Raw genomic sequence first — 18,547 nt, 5'->3', positions numbered from 1 at the left:
GGACGTAGTCATGAGCGAGATGCCGATTGAAGAATACCTGGCACAGGGCGGGCGGCTGACATCGCCCGACAATGTGCCACCGCGCTACCGGGGCGAGTTGTTGCGCCTGATGGCGGCCTTTGTCGATAGCGAGTTGGCGGCCTCTGCCGGGTTTGCCGATGTGATCAATGATGCACCCGGCATCACCTCTCGCATCGCCAGCGCAAGGATCGTGCTGGAAAAGGCGGATCATGCAGGGCGCGTGCTGAAAGTCATGGCAGATTTCGGGGCTGACACGACGCGATATGTCGGCACCCACCCCTGGGCCGCGCGCGTCGCGCGCGACGCCGATATTGGCGCGGCGCGGCAGGGCGGCGATATGCGGCTGGCGGTGTTTCACTACCCGTTCACTGGCTGGGCCGATGCGGTGGTGATGAATGTGCTGCAAGGCGCGGCGGCGGTCATTCAACTGCAGGAATTTGCGCGCATGTCCTACCAACCGCTGGCCGAGGTGTTTCGTGACATCCTGCCAGCCGAGACGCGCCATGCAGAACTCGGGCGCGAGGGTCTGGCGCAGATCGTTGCAACCAACCTAGATGACGCACAGGCCTCGGTCAGATATTGGCACCCGCGGGTCAGCCTTGGATTTGGCGCGAAGGATTCGCAGCGCTTCGAGATGCACAGGCGGTTCGGGCTACGGCACCGCCCCAATGCCGAGATGCTGGCAGAATGGCAGGCGACAGTTGCGGCGCAATTGTCTGAACACGGATTGAAAGTTGACTGATGCTTGATGTGAAACACCCCCTGCGGCTGGAAAGCTATATCTGCGGCGCATGGCGCGCGGGCACTGGCAGTGCCAAGCCCTTGCGCGATGCCGCCACAGGCGAAATCGTCGCCGAGATCGACTCCACCGGGCTGGATTTTGCCGAGGCACTGGCTTACGGGCGCGCCGCTGGCGGGGCGTTGCGCGCCATGAAACTGCATGAGCGCGCGCTGATGCTCAAGGCGCTGGGCTTGAAACTGATGGAACAGAAAGACGCCTTTCATGCCCTGTCGCTGGCCACCGGGGCCACGCCGAAGGACGGGCAGATTGATATCGAGGGCGGTATTGGAACGCTTCTGAACTACGCGTCCAAGGCGCGGCGCGAATTGCCCAATACCCGCGTATTGAGCGATGGCGTGGTTGAACCCCTGTCGAAAGATGCCAGCTTTTCCGCGCAGCATATCCTGTCACCCCTGCGCGGGGTTGCGGTGCATATCAACGCATTCAACTTTCCAATCTGGGGGATGCTGGAAAAACTGGCCCCAAATATATTGGCCGGGATGCCCGCGATTGTGAAACCGGCCAGCCAGACTGCCTATCTGACCGAATTGATGGTGCGCCGCATCATCGATACAGGGCTGCTGCCCGAAGGCAGTTTGCAGCTTGTCTGTGGCAATGTCGGTGATCTGCTGGACCATGTGACAGGGCAGGATATCGTCACCTTTACCGGATCGGCCAGTACCGGACAGATGTTGCGCGCCCATCCCGCGATCATCGCCAATTCCACCCGCTTCACAATGGAAGCAGACAGCCTGAATGCTTGTATCCTTGGCCCCGATGCAACGCCGCAAACCCCCGAGTTTGACCTGTTCATCCGTGAAATTGTGCGTGAGTTGACAGCGAAAGCAGGCCAGAAATGCACCGCCATTCGCCGCGTTATCATTCCGCGCGCACAGGCCGATGCGGTGCACGCGGCGCTGGCCGCGAAGCTGGGGGCGGTAGCGGTCGGCCTGCCGGGCGACAAGACCACCCGCATGGGACCGCTGGCCAGTCTGGACCAGCGCGAAGATGTGCGCCGCGCGATTGCAGCCCTTGCAAGTGATGCGCAGATCATCTTCGGCAACCCTGACTCGGTGCAGCTCACAACAGGCGATCGTGACACAGGCGCGTTCCTGAACCCTGTCCTGCTCTATGCCGATCAGCCGATGAAGGCGCGCGCAATCCATGAGGTCGAAGCCTTTGGCCCTGTCGCCACGCTGATGCCCTATGACGATCTTGGCCAAGCGGCAGAACTGGCCGCGATGGGCAAAGGCTCGCTTGTGTCGTCGCTGTTCACCCATGCGCCCGATGTGGCCGAAGAGGTGGTTCTTGGGCTGGCCCCTTTTCATGGCCGCGTGATGATCGGCAATCGCGACAGCGCCAAAACATCAACCGGCCACGGTTCTCCCTTGCCGATGCTGGTGCATGGTGGACCGGGGCGCGCTGGCGGGGGCGAGGAACTGGGCGGGATGCGTGGCTTGCACCATTACATGCAGCGCACCGCCATTCAGGGCGCACCGCGCCTGTTGGCAGCCGTTACAGGGCAATGGCTGGACGGGGCGGAAACCCGCGCCGACATTCATCCGTTCCGCAAATCATTAGCCGAATTGCGCATCGGCGACCAGCTTGTAACGAAGCAGCGCGAAATCACGCTGGCGGATATCGAGCATTTCGCGGGCTTCACCGGCGACACATTCTATGCCCATATGAATGAAGATGCTGCCCGCGCAAACCCGTTCTTTGACGGGCGCGTGGCGCATGGCTATCTGATCGTGTCTTTCGCAGCAGGGTTGTTCGTGCAGCCCGATCCGGGGCCGGTTCTGGCCAATTACGGCATCGACAACCTGCGTTTCCTGACCCCGGTCTACCCCGGGGACAGGCTTGGCGTTAAACTGACGTGCAAGGACATAAACCCGCGCGCCGAAGGCGATTATGGCGAAGTGCGCTGGGATTGCCAGATCAACAAGCACACTGGCGAGGTTGTCGCCCTCTATGATGTGCTGACGATGGTTGCAAAAACCTGGCCTGCCTGACCGGCAGGCCCATTGTCACCGCCGCCCACACCCGCGCAATTGCTGGTCATACATCGCCGCACGAGAGGCAACGCGATCCGCAACACCAATCAGCCAGGGCTTGGAATTATACGATCCGCGCCGGAAACCCGTATGCCCTTCGTGATAAGCCAGATACTGGTTGCGCGCATCTGTCAGGGGAATCCCGTTACGTTCCCGCGTCTTGTTCGTATACCAACCGATGAAATCGGTTGCGTCACGTATATTCGTGCGCGATGACCTGCGACTGCCAACTTCCTGAACATATTCTTCCCATGTGCCATCCAGCGCCTGCGAATAGCCCAGCGCCGAGGATTGCCGGCCCATCGGGATGACCCCCAAAGTGTAGCGCACAGGGGTCCGCGCATCACCGATAAACCGGCTTTCTGCGTGGATAATCGCCATCTGAACCGGCAAGGGCACACCCCAGCGCCGCTCCGTCGCGCGCATGGCCGCAAAATATTGTGGACGCTCGCGCTCCATCAAGCATGCATTTTCAAGATTTCGGGGGGCTGAAAACTGACCATCGCGCCTGCCACACGCGGCAAGGCTGGCGAGAACCATCACCACAAGGATTATTCTGCTCATTTTATCCTCAATTTTTTGGGTCATCATAGCGAATAAAGCCAAATTTGTAACCCCCACACGGGCCATGGCAGGGTGGAATGCGGTATTCTCTGCGTTTCTGATGGAAATGTGAACGTCTGCCTTTCTCATTCGCAAATTAACGGGCTGTTCAGCCATCGGCGATATGCTGGGGCGCGGGTGAAGATATAGGTGGGATGATGCCAAAAGCTGACAATGTCAGACCGATAATTATTAAACGGAAAAAGGTATCCGGCGGCGACGGGCATCACGGCGGTGCGTGGAAGGTCGCCTATGCTGATTTCGTGACAGCGATGATGGCATTTTTCCTGATGCTTTGGCTGCTTGGGTCTGTCAACGAAGAAAAACGTCAGGGAATTGCGGACTATTTCTCGGACACACAGACTGTCCGCAGCGATTCCGCAGGTGGACGGGATTTGTTTGGCGGTGTTTCCCTTTCGCTGGAGGATTCCATCACCGATGACATCGCCACCAAAGAGGAATACCAGTCTGAAACCCTCACCCTAGAAACCGTGATGGATACAATAAGGTCACTTGCGATGCAGGATGAAACGCTTGCAAGCGCATTTGAACACCTCATCATCCGCATGACCGAAGACGGACTGGTCGTTGAACTGTTCGATCTGGAACACCGCAGCTTGTTCGAGGACGGGACAGATACGCCCAAACCTGTGTTGGAATTTCTGATCGAAGCCATAACCAGTGCATTTCAGACGGTGTTGAACCCGGTCGCTATTGACGCCCATTCCCGCAGTTTCCCATCGGTCTTTCTGGAAAACCCTGTCTGGCCAACATCTCTCGACCGGGCACGGAAAGTGCACCAGATGATGGACCTCTCTGGCCTGTCCACATCTCGGTTCCAGCGTGTGACCGGGCATGCAGATCGGGAACTGGCTGACCCGGTGCCAACAGCGATGCGCAACAACCGCATCGAACTGACCTTGCTCAGGAAATTCACCATGCCAGAGCCGTTAGGGGGAAATTAAGCCTCAAGCCCGATACTGGACCGGAGAATCGTATCTGAAATGGAATCGACATGAGCATATCGTCCTCAATGAATGCAGGTGTTGCAGGTCTGCGCGCCAACGCGACAAGGCTTGCAACCATATCTGACAACATCGCCAACTCCACAACCCACGGGTATCGTCGTGCATCGACGACCTTCCACTCTATGGTTGTCGGTTCAGGCGTTGTCGGGCAGGGCAGCTATTCTGCAGGGGGCGTCCGCACGTCAACCATGCGACTGGTTGATCAAGGTGGCTCTTTGATCGGGACGCAAAACGCGACTGACATTTCCTTGTCGGGCAGGGGGTTCTTGCCTGTCACAACAGAACTGGGTGCACAGTTGCAAGACGGGACAGCGCCCCTGCTGCTGGCCGCGACCGGATCCTTCCGGCAAGATGCAAATGGATACTTGCGCGATGCGTCGGGCAATACCTTGATGGGCTGGCCCGCCAACACAGACGGCACTGTACCGGAATACCCGCGCGACAGCGCATCAGGCTTGCGGCCAATCCGTATCGAGGTCAATCAACAGGCATTCTCCGAAACGACAAAAATCAATTTCGGGGTGAATCTGCCTGCGTCCGCAACCCTTCCAGGCGCTTCCGGCGAAACCCTCAGAATGTCTGTCGAATTCTACAACTCTCTCGGCATCCCCGAGATGATTGATGTCGCGCTTACCCCAAATGTCGGGCCGCCCGAGAATACTTGGCGCATGTCCATGGAACATGCCCAAACCGGCGCGCCACTGGGAAGCTATGATCTGGTTTTTGACAATTCTCCCGGCAAAGGTGGGACTCTGGCCTCTATCTCAGATGCATCGGGCGGGGGCCTTGGCGACTATGATCCCGAAACCGGTTCGATCAAGCTTGATGTGGGACCACAAGAAATAGACTTTTTCATAGGGCGATATGGCGAAGCCGCAGGCCTCGCGCAAAAAGGGACATCATTCTCTCCTGCCGGTATTGAACAAAACGGCTCTGGCGCTGGCAATCTGATTGGCTTGATGGTGGATGCAAACGGCAATCTGGATGCTGTCTATGATCAGGGCTTCCGGCGCACATTGTTCCGCATCCCGATTGTTGATGTCCCCAATCCCAACGGCCTTACCTCTATGAATTCGCAGACATTCCAACTGTCGCGCGACAGCGGCTCTTTCTTTCTTTGGGACGCAGGCGACGGGCCTGTAGGGGAATTTGTCGGCTTCGCCTTGCAGGAATCGGCAACCGATGTCGCAGCCGAACTGACAGGTCTTATCCAGACACAGCGCGCCTATTCATCGAATGCGAAAGTCATCCAGACCGTGGACGAAATGTTTCAGGAAACGACCAATATCAAACGCTAATCCCTACTCTGCATGAGGCTGCAACATGTCATTATCCATTGCCTTGTCGTCTGCACTAAGCGGCCTCAACGTGTCAGCACGCGCCACTCAGGTCGTTTCGGATAACATCGCGAACGCCCAGACCGAAGGGTATGGCGTTCGCTCTCTCTCCCAGGCTGCACGGGTCACTGGCTCTCAAGGCAACGGGGTCATGGCAACCGGCATCCAGCGCGATATGGACCCTGTCCTTCTGTCTGACCTACGCAATGCAACCGCAGACAACGCTCAGGACAAGGTATTTTCCGGCTTCTGGTCGCGCATCGAAGCAGCCTTCGGAATGCCTGATGAACCCGGTGGGCTTTCCAATTTGATCGACGCTCTGGGCGTAACGCTACAGAATGCGGCAGCCCAGCCGGAATCCGAGGCGCTCTTGAGTCAGGTCAGCCGCGCCGCGGCTGATATTAGCCGCAGCATTGGTGGTATACACGATACCATTCAGGCGCAACGCGCTCAGGCAGATTCTACCATCGCCAGGGATGTTGACTTTCTGAACCAGACGCTTGCCGGAATCGCTGACTTGAACAACCAGATACAGCGACAAGTGCTTCTGGGCGGAGCGCCGGAAAACCTTGTGGATGCACGTCAGAAGATGATCAATGACATCTCTGAAATTGTTTCCGTTCAGGAAATCCCGCGCGATCATGGCCGGATCATGCTGATGGGGCGTGACGGCTCGGTTCTGGTCGACAAGACTGCATCGCAATTCGAGTTTACAAGCTCACCAAATCTCGATGCGGCAGATAGTATCGAAAACGGTGCTCTATCGTCTGTAAAGCTCAATGGCCGAGACCTGAGTCAGGACAGCCAGCTATTCTCGACCGGCCGGATCGGCGCTTCTCTTGAGATCCGAGACAAGGCCGCACCAGATATCCAGAAAAAACTGGATGATATGGCCTATGATCTTGTTGCCCGCTTCGGCCAGCCAGATCTGGACCCAAGCCTGAGCCCGGGATCATTTGGTCTGTTTTCACTGGAAGGGTTGTCCAGCCTGCCAACTGACAAGATAGGTGTTTCCGGTCGCATTGCTCTGAACCCGCAGGTCGATCCCAGCAAGGACGGTGCGCTGTGGCGCCTTCGCAATGGTATGGGCCTGATGAGCGAGCCCACGGGAATGGTGGCCGACAATGCGCTTCTCTCCCGAAAGCTGCAGATGCTGAACACGACCGCCCCGCTGTCTGATGGGTCATCAGTGGCAAGATCTGTGTCAATGCACGCAAGCGACGCGCTATCTATGGTCGCAACAAATCGGCTTGCTGCCGACCAGCGCAACGCCACAAACACTGCCCGCGTCGCCATTCTAAGCGAAGACCTTGCGGCGCGCGGCGTGGATACCGACGCAGAATTAAGCAAACTCCTTGTACTTGAACAGGCCTATGCCGCGAATGCAAAGGTCATCGCCGCCGTCGACGCCATGTGGCGCACTATGCTGGAGGCAATGTAATGTTACCAACGACTTTTGGGGATATGGCGCAACGCTTGACATTGCAACGTCATGGTTCTGGCTTGAAGCGTACCGTCTCCAACCTTTCGCAAGAGCTGACAACAGGGATTGCAAAAGACAAATCGCTTAAGGTCAAAGGCGATTTTTCGGCGCTTACTGGTGTGAGTAGCGCTTTGGAAATGGCATCTGCGCGCAAGGCGAATGCACAGTTGGCTGGAATGATCTTTTCGTCACAACAATCAGTCCTCCTTGAACTCGGCAATCAAGCACAGGCTGGTGTTCTTGAAGGGATCAAGCGCGGTGACACGGTGAATGAAACAGAAATCGCGCTTGGGATCTCGCAAATGGAGGAGAGATTCCGCGGCGCCGTTTCACAGTTGAACACTCAGATCGGTGGGCGCGCCGTCTTTGCTGGCACCGCCACAGATGGCACCGCCCTGATTACGGCGGACGCCATGTTGGATGCCATATTTGATGATTTGATGGCAACCCATCCAGCCGGGCCTGATGCAGAAACAACAAGCGCATTCATTGCGTCTTGGTTTGCGGATGGTGGCAATTTCGGTGTGAGCGGATATGTCGGCGGCGCGAAGATACCGGCGCGGCTGGATCTTGGAAATGGCATCTCGGTCGGAATGGATATCACAGCAGAAGATGAAAGTATTCGAAACCATTTAAGCGCAGCTGCAACAGGTGCGATCCTGTCCAAAGGCCTGTTCGAGGGCGACCCCTCCGAACAACACGCCATGCTTGGCCATGCTGCGAAAGGCATGTCTAAAGCGCATCAAGGGTTGATCAAACTGTCCGCAAAACTGGGCATAGAAGAAGAGCGCGCTGATATCGGGCGCTCTCGCGCCGAAGCAGAACATACAGCTATGTCAATTGCACGCGCGGAGTTACTGGAAGCAGACCCTTATGATGCAGCCGTCCGACTGGAGCAGGCAATGACCCAGCTGGACTTGATCTATAATCTCACCGCGCGGCTATCACGGTTATCCCTGGCGACGTATTTAAGATGATAAGATACATTCTAACACCATTCCTCTTGGCATGCGCAATCGTACTGCTGTCACCGAGTGCAGACGCATCTGTCAGGTTGAAAGATCTTGTCGAATTTGACGGTGTTCGTGGAAACGACCTTGTCGGGTATGGGCTGGTTGTCGGGCTGGATGGCACAGGCGATGGGATGCGCAATTCGCCCTTCACCGAAGACATGCTGTCAAACATCCTTGAGCGGCTGGGCGTGAATGTAACGGGTGAGCAGTTTCGCCCCAGAAACGTTGCAGCCGTTATTGTCACTGCCACACTACCACCGTTTGCGCGGGCGGGCGGGCGCGTGGATGTGACCGTGTCGGCCATTGGCGATGCCCGAAGCTTGTTGGGTGGCACACTGGTCATGACGCCTTTGAACGGTGCTGATGGGGCGATCTATGCGGTTGCCCAAGGTGCGATCATCGCTGGTGGCGCTGCAGCCGAAGGGCAGGCCGCGCGCGAGGTTCGTGGCGTGCCCACCTCTGGGTCTATCCCGCTAGGCGCGCGGGTGGAGAGAGAAGTAGATTTCGATTTCACAAGCATCGAACGGATAAGGCTGGCGCTTAGGGTTCCCGACCTGACAACCGCACTACGCGTCGAACAGCGCATCAATGCAGAGTTTAATCGCAGTGTCGCGATGATGACCGACGCAGGAACAGTCGTTCTCGATCTACGGCAGACCAATATGCCATCCGCAGCGCATGCGCTGGCTCGGATCGAGAATTTGCGGATTACCCCCGAAGTTCGTGCGCGTGTTGTCGTGGACCAGCGCTCTGGCACAATCGTCATTGGCGAAGACGTCAGGATAAGCCGTGTCGCTGTTGCGCAAGGCGGGTTAACGCTGCGCGTGGAAGAAACACCGCTTGTCGTTCAGCCCAATCCTTTTGCCGAAGGGGAAACAGTTGTTGTCCCGCGCACACAGGCGCAGATAGAGGACGCACCGCCCTTGGCCCTTGCAGAATTGCGCGAGGGGACCACGCTCTCAGACATTGTCGCCGGGTTGAATGCCCTTGGGGTTGCACCGCGCGACATGATCGACATCCTCAACAGTATCAACGCCGCAGGGGCGCTGCACGCAGAGCTGCTTGTTCGCTGAACGGGTCCGATCGTATCGCGCGACCCTGGCAAGAGAGACCAGAAGGGGCGGGGGTTCTACCCCTGTTCTGGCACCAGAATATCGCGCTTGCCAACATGATTGGCTGGCGTGACAAGCCCTTCATCTTCCATCTGCTCTACCAGCCGCGCCGCTTTGTTATACCCGATGCCCAGCTTGCGCTGGATATAGCTGGTCGAACATTTGCGATCCTGAATCACCACCTGCACCGCCTGATCATACAGCGCGTCTTCGCCGGTCGTATTGCCACCCAGCCCAAGCACAGCATCAATATCAGCTTCCTTGTCGGATTCCGGCCCATCGACCACGCCTGACTTGTAATCCGGTGGACCGAAGGATTTGAGGTGGTTTACAACTTCCTCAACCTCTTCATCGCTGACGAATGGCCCATGAACACGCACAATCCGGGAGCCACCTGCCATGTAAAGCATGTCACCCATTCCCAAAAGCTGCTCTGCCCCCTGTTCGCCCAGAATGGTGCGGCTGTCGATTTTGGACGTGACCTGAAACGAGATTCTGGTCGGGAAATTCGCCTTGATTGTACCGGTGATCACATCAACCGAGGGGCGTTGCGTTGCCATTATCAGGTGAATGCCACTGGCCCGCGCCATCTGCGCAAGGCGTTGGATACATGCCTCGATTTCCTTGCCTGCAACCATCATGAGGTCGGCCATCTCATCGACCACGACGACGATATAGGGCAGCAGTTCGGGAGCGAATTCCTCGCTCTCGAAGACCGGATCGCCGGTTTCGTCATCAAAGCCGGTCTGGATGGTGCGCTTGAACATTTCGCCCTTGTCCAGCGCCTCGCGCACGCGGCCATTATAGCCGTCAATGTTGCGCACACCCATTTTCGACATCTTGCGATAGCGCTCTTCCATCTCGCCGACGACCCATTTCAAGGCCACCACAGCCTTTTTCGGGTCTGTCACCACGGGCGAGAGAAGATGAGGGATCCCGTCATAAACACTGAGTTCCAGCATCTTTGGGTCGATCATGATCATACGGCATTCTTCGGGCGACAAACGGTACAGCAGCGACAGGATCATGGTGTTGATCGCCACTGATTTCCCCGAACCGGTTGTCCCCGCAATCAGCAAATGCGGCATCTTGGCCAGATTGGCGACCACGGATTCACCGTCGATGGATTTGCCCAGCGCCAGGGGCAGGCGCATCTGGCTGTCGCCAAAATCTCGCGCGGCCAGAATCTCGCGCAGCACAACCTTCTCGCGCTGCACATTCGGCAATTCGATCCCGATGATTGACCGGCCAGGCACAGTGGAGACGCGCGCCGAAAGTGCCGACATGGAACGCGCAATGTCGTCGGCCAGCCCGATGACGCGGCTGGCCTTCAGCCCCGGCGCAGGTTCCAGTTCATACTGGGTTACAACCGGACCGGGGCGGACACTGACAATCTCGCCGCGCACGCCATAGTCATCCAGCACATTTTCCAGCATTCGTGCGTTTTCTTCCAGCGCTTCATCGCTCAATGTGTAGCGCTTTACCTCGCTTGGGTGTTCCAGCAGGGACAGGGGCGGCAATTCGAATACGGGTGCAGCGGGTTCAAAGGCAAAGGTCGGCTCTGCCTCGGCCTGGGCCTGACGTGAGGGTTGCGACCGTGCCGGTTGGTTCGCAACAACGCGGCGTTGCAGGACATGAGCTTTGCGGGGTGAGTCTTGTTCAAACAGCGGCTCTGCATGCAATTTCGGCGCGGCAACAGGCTGGGGCGCGGGCGATGGTGCTTCTGGCTGTGCGGCAACCATCCAATCGGGCATTGGCACTGCACCATAGGGTGCCGCATCAAGGCTGGCGCTCAGGCTGGCAGCGGGTGCATTTGGCATCGTCGCCTGCGGTGCAGCCATCGGTTGCGCATGAGCTGGCGCTGCTGGTGCACGCAACGGGGGTTCCGACACAGGGTGACGGGTACGGTCAAACTGAAATACCGGCTTCGCCCCTTTTCGATGGCGGATCGCATCAGCAATGCGTGTCTTAATGCGCGCATCACCCGAAGGGCGGGCATCAATCGCAGCCGCACTCAGCCGTGGTTCCACAAGCTCTCCACGGATGGGAAGCGCAGGTTCGGCAGGTTCAGACGCAGCAGGTTGCGGACGATTGCTGAGTGACTTCAACCTCGCCAACAAGCCTGAAGGTGCCTCTTCCGGGGCATGAGATGCCGGGGCGGGGTGCGGCGGCATTTCGGGCATGGCGCGCATATGTGCCGGATGATGCGCCGAATTCTGATGCGCATAGGAATAATCGTGATCATCCTCGTCCAGCAAGGCATGATCCTGCGGCGGGTGGGCTGCGGCACGGATCACCGGGGGCGCACGGCGCGGCATCCCGGCGTTCAGGACCGGTTCCGTGCGAAGCAGGCCCGGTTCCTGTTGACCGGCAACATGGGCCGGTCGCATCTGCGGATTGGGATAGGCGCCCTCAGCTGTGCCATGATGTGCCGAAGCTTCATGCGCCGCGCGTGCGCCATGCGCGGCATATCTGTCTTGCAGCTTGCGCGCCATTGCACCACCTGCGGCCCGTACACCTGTTGCGCCACCAGACACACCGCTGCGCAAAAGCGCCAGAATACCCGCGTAGAACAGAACAGCACCCGCAATCACAAAGCGCATGAAGCGCGTTGCTTCGTGGCGCTGGACACCAAGCACAAACGCCCAGATCGCTGCCGTTGCCAGCAACATCAGCACACCCATAAGCTTGACGCCTGCAGACGCGCTCATGGGAAGGGCATTTATGATTGCACCCAAGACCGTATCACCAAAAACGCCACCCATCCCGTAAAGGGTGTCCCAACCAGCCGTGGGAACCAAAGACGCGCACCAGACCGCGGTGACAGCCAGCGCAATGGGAAAGAAAATACCGCGCGCGAAGACCTGATTATGCCCCACTCCCGTTATCAGGCGAAGGCCCCAGCCACCAAGAAACAGTACCATCCCCCAAGACGCGACACCGATGATTATCATCAGCGGAGAGGCGATCATTGCCCCGAAGCGCCCCAACGAATTTTCAAACGCGACATCAGATGAGCTTAGCCAGCTTGGATCCGCAGGCGAATATGACCCCAGCAACAACGCAAAGACCCCGGCCAGAACGATCAGTCCCAGACCAACAAGCTCTCGGCCGCGCTTTTGCAACATTGCTTGCAGATTGCTGTCCAGCAAAGGGTCGTTCGAACGGGTATTGTAAGATGCCATCTTTTAAGCCTCGTTACGGGTAAAGGCAGTTGCGCAGACGCCGAAGCGCCTCTTCTAGTTCGTCAATTGGTGCAACCATCGCCACGCGAATGAACTGCTTGCCGGGGTTCAGATCGCCGCTGTCGCGCGAAAGGTAAGCCCCCGGTAACACGCGGATTCCGGTCTGCTTCCACAGGTGCAAGGCCGCTGCTTCGCCATCTTCAACCGGCAGCCACAGAAAAAACCCTGCTTCTGGACCCTGATAACCGTCAACACCCGCAAAAATACGGTCTGCCAGCGCATATTTCTGCTGATACAGCGCGCGGGACCGGTTTACGTGCTTCTCGTCATTCCAGGCAGCGGCGGCAACATGCTGCAAAGGTGCAGGCAAGGGCGCACCCGCATAGGCCCGCAACTGGCGGATACGGCGGATGCTTTCGGCCCCACCCGCAACAAAGCCCGACCGCAGCCCGGGCATGTTCGAGCGTTTGGACAGCGAGTGAAAGGACAACACGCGCTCTGGGGAAACGCCCATCTCGGCGGCTATCTGCAATACACCTGGTGGTGGCGTGTCGCGGTATATCTCGGAATAGCACTCATCTGCGAAAATCTGGAAATCGTGGCGTTCTGCAAGTGTTATGAGGTTGCGCAGATAAGCAGCATCGGCAACCGAGCCCTGCGGGTTGGCGGGCGAGCAGATATAGACAATCGCAACACGGTCCAGCAATTCGGCAGGCAGGTTTGCGTAATCGGGCAGGTGCCCGCTTGCCTCTGTCGCAGGCACATAAATGGACTCTGCGCCCAGAACCAGCGACGCCACGGCATAAGCCTGATAAAACGGGTTTGGTGTCAGAATAACGGGGGTCTGGCCGTTTTTTTGCTCCGGGCACAAGGCAAGGGCGGCGTTGAACAGACCTTCTCTTGTGCCGTTCAGCACCATCAGGTTTTCGGCTGCAAGCGAAGCGCCATAGCGCCGGGAAATCCACCCCTGAATAGCCTCCAGCAACTCTGGAATACCTTCATTCACAGGGTATTTTGCGAAACCATCCAGATGCGCATTCAACACATCAGTCAGGAAGGGCGGCATTTCGTGGCGCGGCTCGCCAATGGTCATGGCGACAGGTGCACCACCGGGCTGGTGGTGATCCAACAGCGCGCGCAAGCGCGGAAATGCGTATTCAGGCAGGTTCGAAAACCGCTCTGGAAATGCCATGGACTGCCTCAAATTCCTGGGGTCTTTTGCCCCTATTGAGGCAGAGCATACCGCGACAGGCGGCGCTGGTCCAGAAAAAGGCTTGAAGAAACGACAATAACCCCACGAATTTGTGGCATTTTCGCAGATCATACAAGATATCGTGTGTCCTATGTCGGTTTCCGCTAACTCTAGCGCATGACTTAGCCCTGACGCAGACAGATTTCCGCCGCTGCGCCCAGACGCAACAAACGGTCTTCGGCCATCGGGGGCGCCATCAGGCTGATCCCGACCGAGGGGGTCTGCGTGGGCAAGGTCAACACACACAGCCCCAGCAGGTTGCCGATGCGGGTGTTGCGCAAAGTCAGCAGGTTTTCGGTTGTGAAATAAGCGTGGTCCTGCATCAGGCGCTCGGCATCTGGTGGCATATTGGGGGCAGTGGGCAACAAGACCGCATCATAGCCCGCCGTCCGCGCCAGATAGTCCTGTCGATGCGCCCGCAATGCATCCCACGCAACCAGATAATCGGCTGCATTGTGATCACGCCCTGAACGGAAACGCTCCAGAATGGGTGAAAACACGACTTCTGGCCGTGTCTCTATCAGGTGGCGCCATTGCGCGTAACATTCGGGCGTATAGATGATCGGCGAGAGTGCCAAGGCATCTTCGACCGGGGAAAGCGTGGCGCGCTCGATCTGTGCGCCCGCCTGTTCCAGCTTTTCCACTGCCAGTTCAAACCCTTGCGCGGGCTGTTCGCGGATACCCTCAAATGGCGCGCCTTCCAGCACCAGAAAACGCCGCCCCGCCAGTGTCGCACCCCGCAAATCGGGTGCGGGCCGGTTTTCCATCGCGCCCAATATCTGCGCGCAATCCTCGACACTGCGGGCCAGCGGGCCAACCGTGTCGAATTTCGGGGCCAGAGGGACCACACCGGCCAAAGACAACCGCCCTGATGTCGTCTTCAGCCCCACAAGGTCATTCCATGCCGCCGGAATGCGAACGGACCCCCCCGTGTCAGAACCGATCGCAACCAGCGCCAGCCCAAAGGCAACCGAGGCCGCTGCCCCCGAAGACGACCCCCCCGGCACAGCTTGCGGATTGTTGATGCAAGGCGGTGTTTCTGTCACCGGGTTAAGCCCTAGCCCTGAATAGGCAAATTCCGTCATGTGCGTCTTGCCAAGGCATATGGTGCCCGCCAGCGTCATTGTGCGCAGCACCTCAGCATCTTGCGTCGGAACGCGCCCTTTCAACAGGGCTGTCCCGGCCTCGGTTGCGACATTTGCTGTGTCGAACAGGTCTTTCCATGACACTGGCACGCCATCCAGCGGCCCGCGCCGCAGGCCTGCCCGCGCACGACCGCGCGCGGCCATTGCCTCGTCCAGCGCCCTTTCGCGCGTCAGGCGGGCATAGATTCGGGTGCCGTCCGGGTGGTTGCTGATCTTGTCCAGCAAATCCTCGGTCAACTGAACCGGGCAAATCTTGCCAGCCTCAATCTGTCGTCCCAGATCTGTTGCGGATAGCCCGGCCCAGTTTGTCTGTGTCATCTGTCCCTCGCGCTGGTGTTTTGTCTTGCCGAAAGGGACTATCTGCCGGGCCCCGCTGTCAAGGACAATAGGCGCAGCAAATCACCAAAAATGCGGCGCTTCGCTGCTTTTGCCGCATGGACTTTGTGGTTCTGAATGGCATAGTTGCATTATGACTTATGATACCGACATTCTGATCGTAGGCGGCGGGTTGAATGGCCCGTCACTGGCTTTGGCGCTGGCGCAGGGGGGATTGCGCGTCACAGTAATTGACGCCTTGCCACGCGACACGCGGGCAGACCCCGAATTCGATGGCCGCGCCTATGCTATGGCAATCGCCTCAACCCGCGTTCTGGCCGGGCTGGGTGTGTGGGCCGATGTCGCGGACAAGACTCAGCCCATCTTGCAGATCAAGGCCAGCGATGGCCGCCCTGCCGAAGGTGCTGCACCCTTTTTCCTGCATTTCGACCATGCCGAACTTGAAGAAGGGCCAATGGGCCACATGCTGGAAGACCGCATATTGCGCCCGACCCTGCTGGCCGCAATGGACCGCGAGGATCGCATAACGCATCTTTCAGGTGAAAGTGTTATTGGCCAAGAAGTTGACGCGCATGGTGTTACTGTTACCACGGATAGTGGCAGGACATTGCGGTCCCGCCTGCTGGTGGGCTGTGACGGGCGCGACAGCGCTACCGCACAACGCGCGGGCATCAAGCGCACGGGTTGGGATTACGGCCAGACAGGTCTGGTCTGTGCCGTTGAACATGAACTGCCCCATAATGGCTGCGCGCATCAGTTTTTCATGCCAGCAGGACCACTGGCGATCCTGCCCTTGCCCGGCAACCGATCTTCCATCGTCTGGAGCGAGCGGACAGAGGCTGCCGCCGCGATCCATGCCCTTGATGACGACGCCTATCTCGACGCCCTGCGCCCGCGCTTTGGCGAATTTCTGGGCAAGCTCTCACTGGCTGGCAAGCGTTTTGCCTATCCGTTGAAACTGACCATCGCCAACAGCTTTATTGGCCCGCGTCTGGCTTTGGTTGGGGACGCAGCACATGGTATGCACCCGATTGCCGGGCAAGGTTTCAACTTCGGGCTGCGCGATGTGGCCGCATTGGCCGAGGTGCTGATAGACGCCGCGCGGCGCGGCGAAGATATTGCCAGCCCGCTGGTATTGGAGCGTTATCAGCAATGGCGGCGTTTTGACACAATGGTCATGGCCGTTGGCACGGATAGTGTGAACCGCTTGTTTTCCAATGACAATACTGTGCTGCGCGGGTTGCGCGATCTGGGCATGGGGGCAATTTCGGCGGTGCCTGCTTTGCGCCGCACCTTCATGCGCGAAGCGGCCGGTTTGACAGAGGATCTGCCACGCCTGATGCGGGGCCTGCCGATCTGACTGCCTCAATTGCGGCGGCGCGCTTCAGCGTGGCACCGCCATCACCTCAACACGTTCGCCACGCACGGCCAGACCGACTTCGCCGTTACACAAGCTAAGCGCGTCATCCCCGAACACAGCCGCGCGCCAGCCAGAAAGCGCGGGCACATCCCGCACACCTGCGGCCAATGCATCCAGATCCGATGCCGAGGCGATAAGCTTGGCCGCCACGCCGGTCGCGTCTGATTTGGCCTTCAACAAGACCCGCAGCAGATCGGCCAAAGCCGGGTTGACTTGCAGGTTCTCGCGGCCATTTTCAGGTTTTGGAAAATTTTCGGGCGGGCAAGTCATGCCACGCGCGACAGCATCCAGAATGCCTTGGGCAATCTCTCCCTTGCGGGCCTCGCGCAACAACAGGCGCGTGCGTCCCAGATCATCGGGCGTTTGCGGCTTGAGCGAGGCCAGTTCCAGCAACGCATCATCCTTGAACACCCGCGAGCGTGGCACATTGTTGGATTGCGCATGCGCTTCGCGAAACTCTGCCAGTTCCCGCACGATTGCCAGAAAGCGCCCGGAGTCGTTGCGCGTCTTGACCCGTTTCCAGGCATCGGCGGGTTGCGTGATATATGTGGCAGGGTCGTCCAGCGTGGCAAGTTCTTCTGCAACCCAACTTGCGCGGCCAGTTTCTTCAAGGCGCGCAGCGAGTTTCTCATAGATAACACGCAGATGCGTCACATCTGCCAACGCATAGCCCAGCTGTGCATCGGTCAGGGGCCTGCGCGACCAATCCGTGAACCGAGAGCTTTTATCAACGCTGCCACGCGTCAGCTTGCGCACAAGGGTTTCATATCCGATCTGGTCGCCAAAGCCACAGACCATCGCAGCGATCTGGGTGTCGAACAGCGGTTTGGGCAGGCTGCGCCCTTCGATCAGAAAAATCTCCAGATCCTGCCGCGCAGCATGTAACACCTTGACGGTGCTGGTATCGCGCAACAATTCGTAAAACGGTTCCAGCGACAGGCCTTTGGCCAAGGGGTCGACCAGCACAGCAGGGCCAGTTTCCGGCCCCTCTGGCCCCGGTAGGGCCATCTGCAACAGACACAATTTTGCGTAATATGTACGCTCTCGCAGGAATTCGGTATCCACTGTTACATAGGGGGCGGCTTGCGCCTGCGCACAAAAGCGCGCCAGATCTTCGGTTGTGGTGATCAGTTCCATCAAAACTGCCTGACTGCTCGTGCTATGAACAGTGCATATGCAATAACCGCAGCTTTGAAAACCCCACGGATAAGGGCTTTTTCAACCCTATCGGAACGCTTGCATTCATCTGGCGCCGAAGCTATAGCCCACCGCAGTCGGAGTGTAGCTCAGCCTGGTAGAGCACTGTCTTCGGGAGGCAGGGGCCGGAGGTTCGAATCCTCTCACTCCGACCAATATTTACAGGGACTTGGTAGAGGTAGCGCGCAGCTTGAAAAGCCGCGTTTCTGCACTTTGGTGCAAAAACCCCCATTTTCAGCCCTGCAGGCAATTTTGCTTCCCCCGGCTAGAAACGGAAACCCCCCCGAGCTGGACACGCTCGAGGGGCTAGGGCCGAAGTCTAAATGGACCCCTTCTGAATACATTGTTCACGGCCTTTTCACAAGCCAGAAAGGCGGTCGGTTATGAGCGATACCCTTCGGATCCAGCGCGCCTCAGACCGGGCCAAGCCTGATCCGCGCCTTGTACACCGCACACATCACCGCCTAGAGTGGCTCAAGCGTGCACTGCAAGCCGATGTTACAGACCGGGCAAAGACACTCGCAAGCGCGCTGTCGGTGAAATGGGCGAATGACCAGACCGGCCAGTGTAACCCCTCATT

14 protein-coding genes and 1 tRNA gene are annotated in these 18,547 nt (G+C 58.3%); 10 read left to right on the top strand and 5 right to left on the bottom strand.

Translation table 11 applies throughout. The features are described 5' to 3' along the window. Positions 1-10 precede the first annotated feature (10 nt). On the top strand, positions 11-763 hold the full coding sequence (locus EV660_RS08325) for a Phenylacetic acid catabolic protein (RefSeq protein WP_071479922.1): 753 nt from the start codon (positions 11-13) through the stop codon (positions 761-763). Then, positions 763-2,814 carry a phenylacetic acid degradation bifunctional protein PaaZ gene (paaZ, locus tag EV660_RS08320; RefSeq protein WP_100319064.1) on the top strand — a complete coding sequence of 684 codons (2,052 nt, stop codon included), beginning with the start codon at positions 763-765 and terminating at the stop codon, positions 2,812-2,814. The genes EV660_RS08325 and paaZ overlap by 1 nt, the downstream gene beginning before the upstream one ends. A gap of 15 nt (positions 2,815-2,829) precedes the next feature. Here the strand turns inward: paaZ and EV660_RS08315 are convergent, their stop codons facing one another. Then, positions 2,830-3,420 carry a transglycosylase SLT domain-containing protein gene (locus EV660_RS08315; RefSeq protein ID WP_071481929.1) on the bottom strand — a complete coding sequence of 197 codons (591 nt, stop codon included), beginning with the start codon at positions 3,418-3,420 and terminating at the stop codon, positions 2,830-2,832. A gap of 197 nt (positions 3,421-3,617) precedes the next feature. Between EV660_RS08315 and EV660_RS08310 the strand changes: the two genes are divergently transcribed. Genes EV660_RS08310 through EV660_RS08290 form a run of 5 tightly spaced genes read left to right on the top strand, consistent with a single transcriptional unit; the run spans position 3,618 to position 9,393 of the window. Then, a complete protein-coding gene (locus EV660_RS08310; protein ID WP_071481930.1) occupies positions 3,618-4,424 on the top strand; it encodes a flagellar motor protein MotB in 807 nt (268 codons plus the stop codon). A 50-nt stretch (positions 4,425-4,474) separates the two neighbouring features. Further along, positions 4,475-5,785, top strand: a complete 1,311-nt coding sequence (locus tag EV660_RS08305; protein ID WP_071479924.1) for a flagellar hook protein FlgE — start codon at positions 4,475-4,477, stop codon at positions 5,783-5,785. A gap of 25 nt (positions 5,786-5,810) precedes the next feature. Continuing rightward, positions 5,811-7,265 (top strand): flagellar hook-associated protein FlgK, encoded by a 1,455-nt coding sequence (flgK, locus tag EV660_RS08300; RefSeq protein ID WP_071479925.1) that lies wholly within the window; start codon positions 5,811-5,813, stop codon positions 7,263-7,265. Then, positions 7,265-8,284: a flagellin gene (locus EV660_RS08295; protein WP_084634725.1), complete on the top strand. Its 1,020-nt coding sequence runs from the start codon at positions 7,265-7,267 to the stop codon at positions 8,282-8,284. The genes flgK and EV660_RS08295 overlap by 1 nt, the downstream gene beginning before the upstream one ends. Beyond that, entirely contained in the window at positions 8,281-9,393 is a 1,113-nt protein-coding gene (locus EV660_RS08290; RefSeq protein WP_071479927.1) for a flagellar basal body P-ring protein FlgI, read from the top strand. Before EV660_RS08295 ends, EV660_RS08290 begins: the two co-directional genes overlap by 4 nt. Before the next feature lie 56 nt (positions 9,394-9,449). On the opposite strand, the gene EV660_RS08285 is transcribed toward EV660_RS08290, so the two are convergent. From EV660_RS08285 to EV660_RS08275, 3 genes are all read right to left on the bottom strand, one after another. Then, positions 9,450-12,617, bottom strand: coding sequence for a DNA translocase FtsK (locus EV660_RS08285; protein ID WP_071479928.1), 3,168 nt, complete (start codon positions 12,615-12,617; stop codon positions 9,450-9,452). Positions 12,618-12,630: 13 nt separating this feature from the next. Next, complete coding sequence (locus EV660_RS08280) at positions 12,631-13,809, bottom strand: aminotransferase class I/II-fold pyridoxal phosphate-dependent enzyme (RefSeq protein WP_071479929.1); 1,179 nt, start codon at positions 13,807-13,809, stop codon at positions 12,631-12,633. 182 nt (positions 13,810-13,991) lie between these two features. Next, positions 13,992-15,332: an amidase gene (locus EV660_RS08275; protein WP_071479930.1), complete on the bottom strand. Its 1,341-nt coding sequence runs from the start codon at positions 15,330-15,332 to the stop codon at positions 13,992-13,994. Positions 15,333-15,483: 151 nt separating this feature from the next. Here EV660_RS08275 and EV660_RS08270 point away from each other — a divergent pair, with 151 nt between their 5' ends. Then, on the top strand, positions 15,484-16,710 hold the full coding sequence (locus tag EV660_RS08270) for an FAD-dependent monooxygenase (RefSeq protein WP_071479931.1): 1,227 nt from the start codon (positions 15,484-15,486) through the stop codon (positions 16,708-16,710). A gap of 24 nt (positions 16,711-16,734) precedes the next feature. On the opposite strand, the gene rnd is transcribed toward EV660_RS08270, so the two are convergent. Further along, positions 16,735-17,907 (bottom strand): ribonuclease D, encoded by a 1,173-nt coding sequence (rnd, locus tag EV660_RS08265; protein WP_071479932.1) that lies wholly within the window; start codon positions 17,905-17,907, stop codon positions 16,735-16,737. 138 nt (positions 17,908-18,045) lie between these two features. On the opposite strand from rnd, the gene EV660_RS08260 reads away from it, so the two are divergent. Both EV660_RS08260 and EV660_RS08255 read left to right on the top strand, forming a co-directional pair. Beyond that, a tRNA-Pro gene (locus EV660_RS08260) sits at positions 18,046-18,122 on the top strand. 228 nt (positions 18,123-18,350) lie between these two features. Then, positions 18,351-18,547 (top strand): hypothetical protein (locus tag EV660_RS08255; RefSeq protein ID WP_134047587.1); only part of this gene is annotated, 197 nt, incomplete at its 3' end.

It is taken from the genome of Roseinatronobacter bogoriensis DSM 18756 (assembly GCF_004366635.1).
Lineage (GTDB): Bacteria > Pseudomonadota > Alphaproteobacteria > Rhodobacterales > Rhodobacteraceae > Roseinatronobacter > Roseinatronobacter bogoriensis.
This window is presented reverse-complemented; position numbering and strand designations above follow the sequence as displayed.

What these genes read in the sequence shown, in the direction of transcription:
- EV660_RS08325 (WP_071479922.1), top strand. Translation starts at nt 11, where the DNA reads ATGAGCGAGATGCCGATTGAAGAATACCTGGCACAGGGCGGGCGGCTG.
- paaZ (WP_100319064.1), top strand. Translation starts at nt 763, where the DNA reads ATGCTTGATGTGAAACACCCCCTGCGGCTGGAAAGCTATATCTGCGGC.
- EV660_RS08315 (WP_071481929.1), bottom strand. Translation starts at nt 3,420, where the DNA reads ATGAGCAGAATAATCCTTGTGGTGATGGTTCTCGCCAGCCTTGCCGCG.
- EV660_RS08310 (WP_071481930.1), top strand. Translation starts at nt 3,618, where the DNA reads ATGCCAAAAGCTGACAATGTCAGACCGATAATTATTAAACGGAAAAAG.
- EV660_RS08305 (WP_071479924.1), top strand. Translation starts at nt 4,475, where the DNA reads ATGAGCATATCGTCCTCAATGAATGCAGGTGTTGCAGGTCTGCGCGCC.
- flgK (WP_071479925.1), top strand. Translation starts at nt 5,811, where the DNA reads ATGTCATTATCCATTGCCTTGTCGTCTGCACTAAGCGGCCTCAACGTG.
- EV660_RS08295 (WP_084634725.1), top strand. Translation starts at nt 7,265, where the DNA reads ATGTTACCAACGACTTTTGGGGATATGGCGCAACGCTTGACATTGCAA.
- EV660_RS08290 (WP_071479927.1), top strand. Translation starts at nt 8,281, where the DNA reads ATGATAAGATACATTCTAACACCATTCCTCTTGGCATGCGCAATCGTA.
- EV660_RS08285 (WP_071479928.1), bottom strand. Translation starts at nt 12,617, where the DNA reads ATGGCATCTTACAATACCCGTTCGAACGACCCTTTGCTGGACAGCAAT.
- EV660_RS08280 (WP_071479929.1), bottom strand. Translation starts at nt 13,809, where the DNA reads ATGGCATTTCCAGAGCGGTTTTCGAACCTGCCTGAATACGCATTTCCG.
- EV660_RS08275 (WP_071479930.1), bottom strand. Translation starts at nt 15,332, where the DNA reads ATGACACAGACAAACTGGGCCGGGCTATCCGCAACAGATCTGGGACGA.
- EV660_RS08270 (WP_071479931.1), top strand. Translation starts at nt 15,484, where the DNA reads ATGACTTATGATACCGACATTCTGATCGTAGGCGGCGGGTTGAATGGC.
- rnd (WP_071479932.1), bottom strand. Translation starts at nt 17,907, where the DNA reads ATGGAACTGATCACCACAACCGAAGATCTGGCGCGCTTTTGTGCGCAG.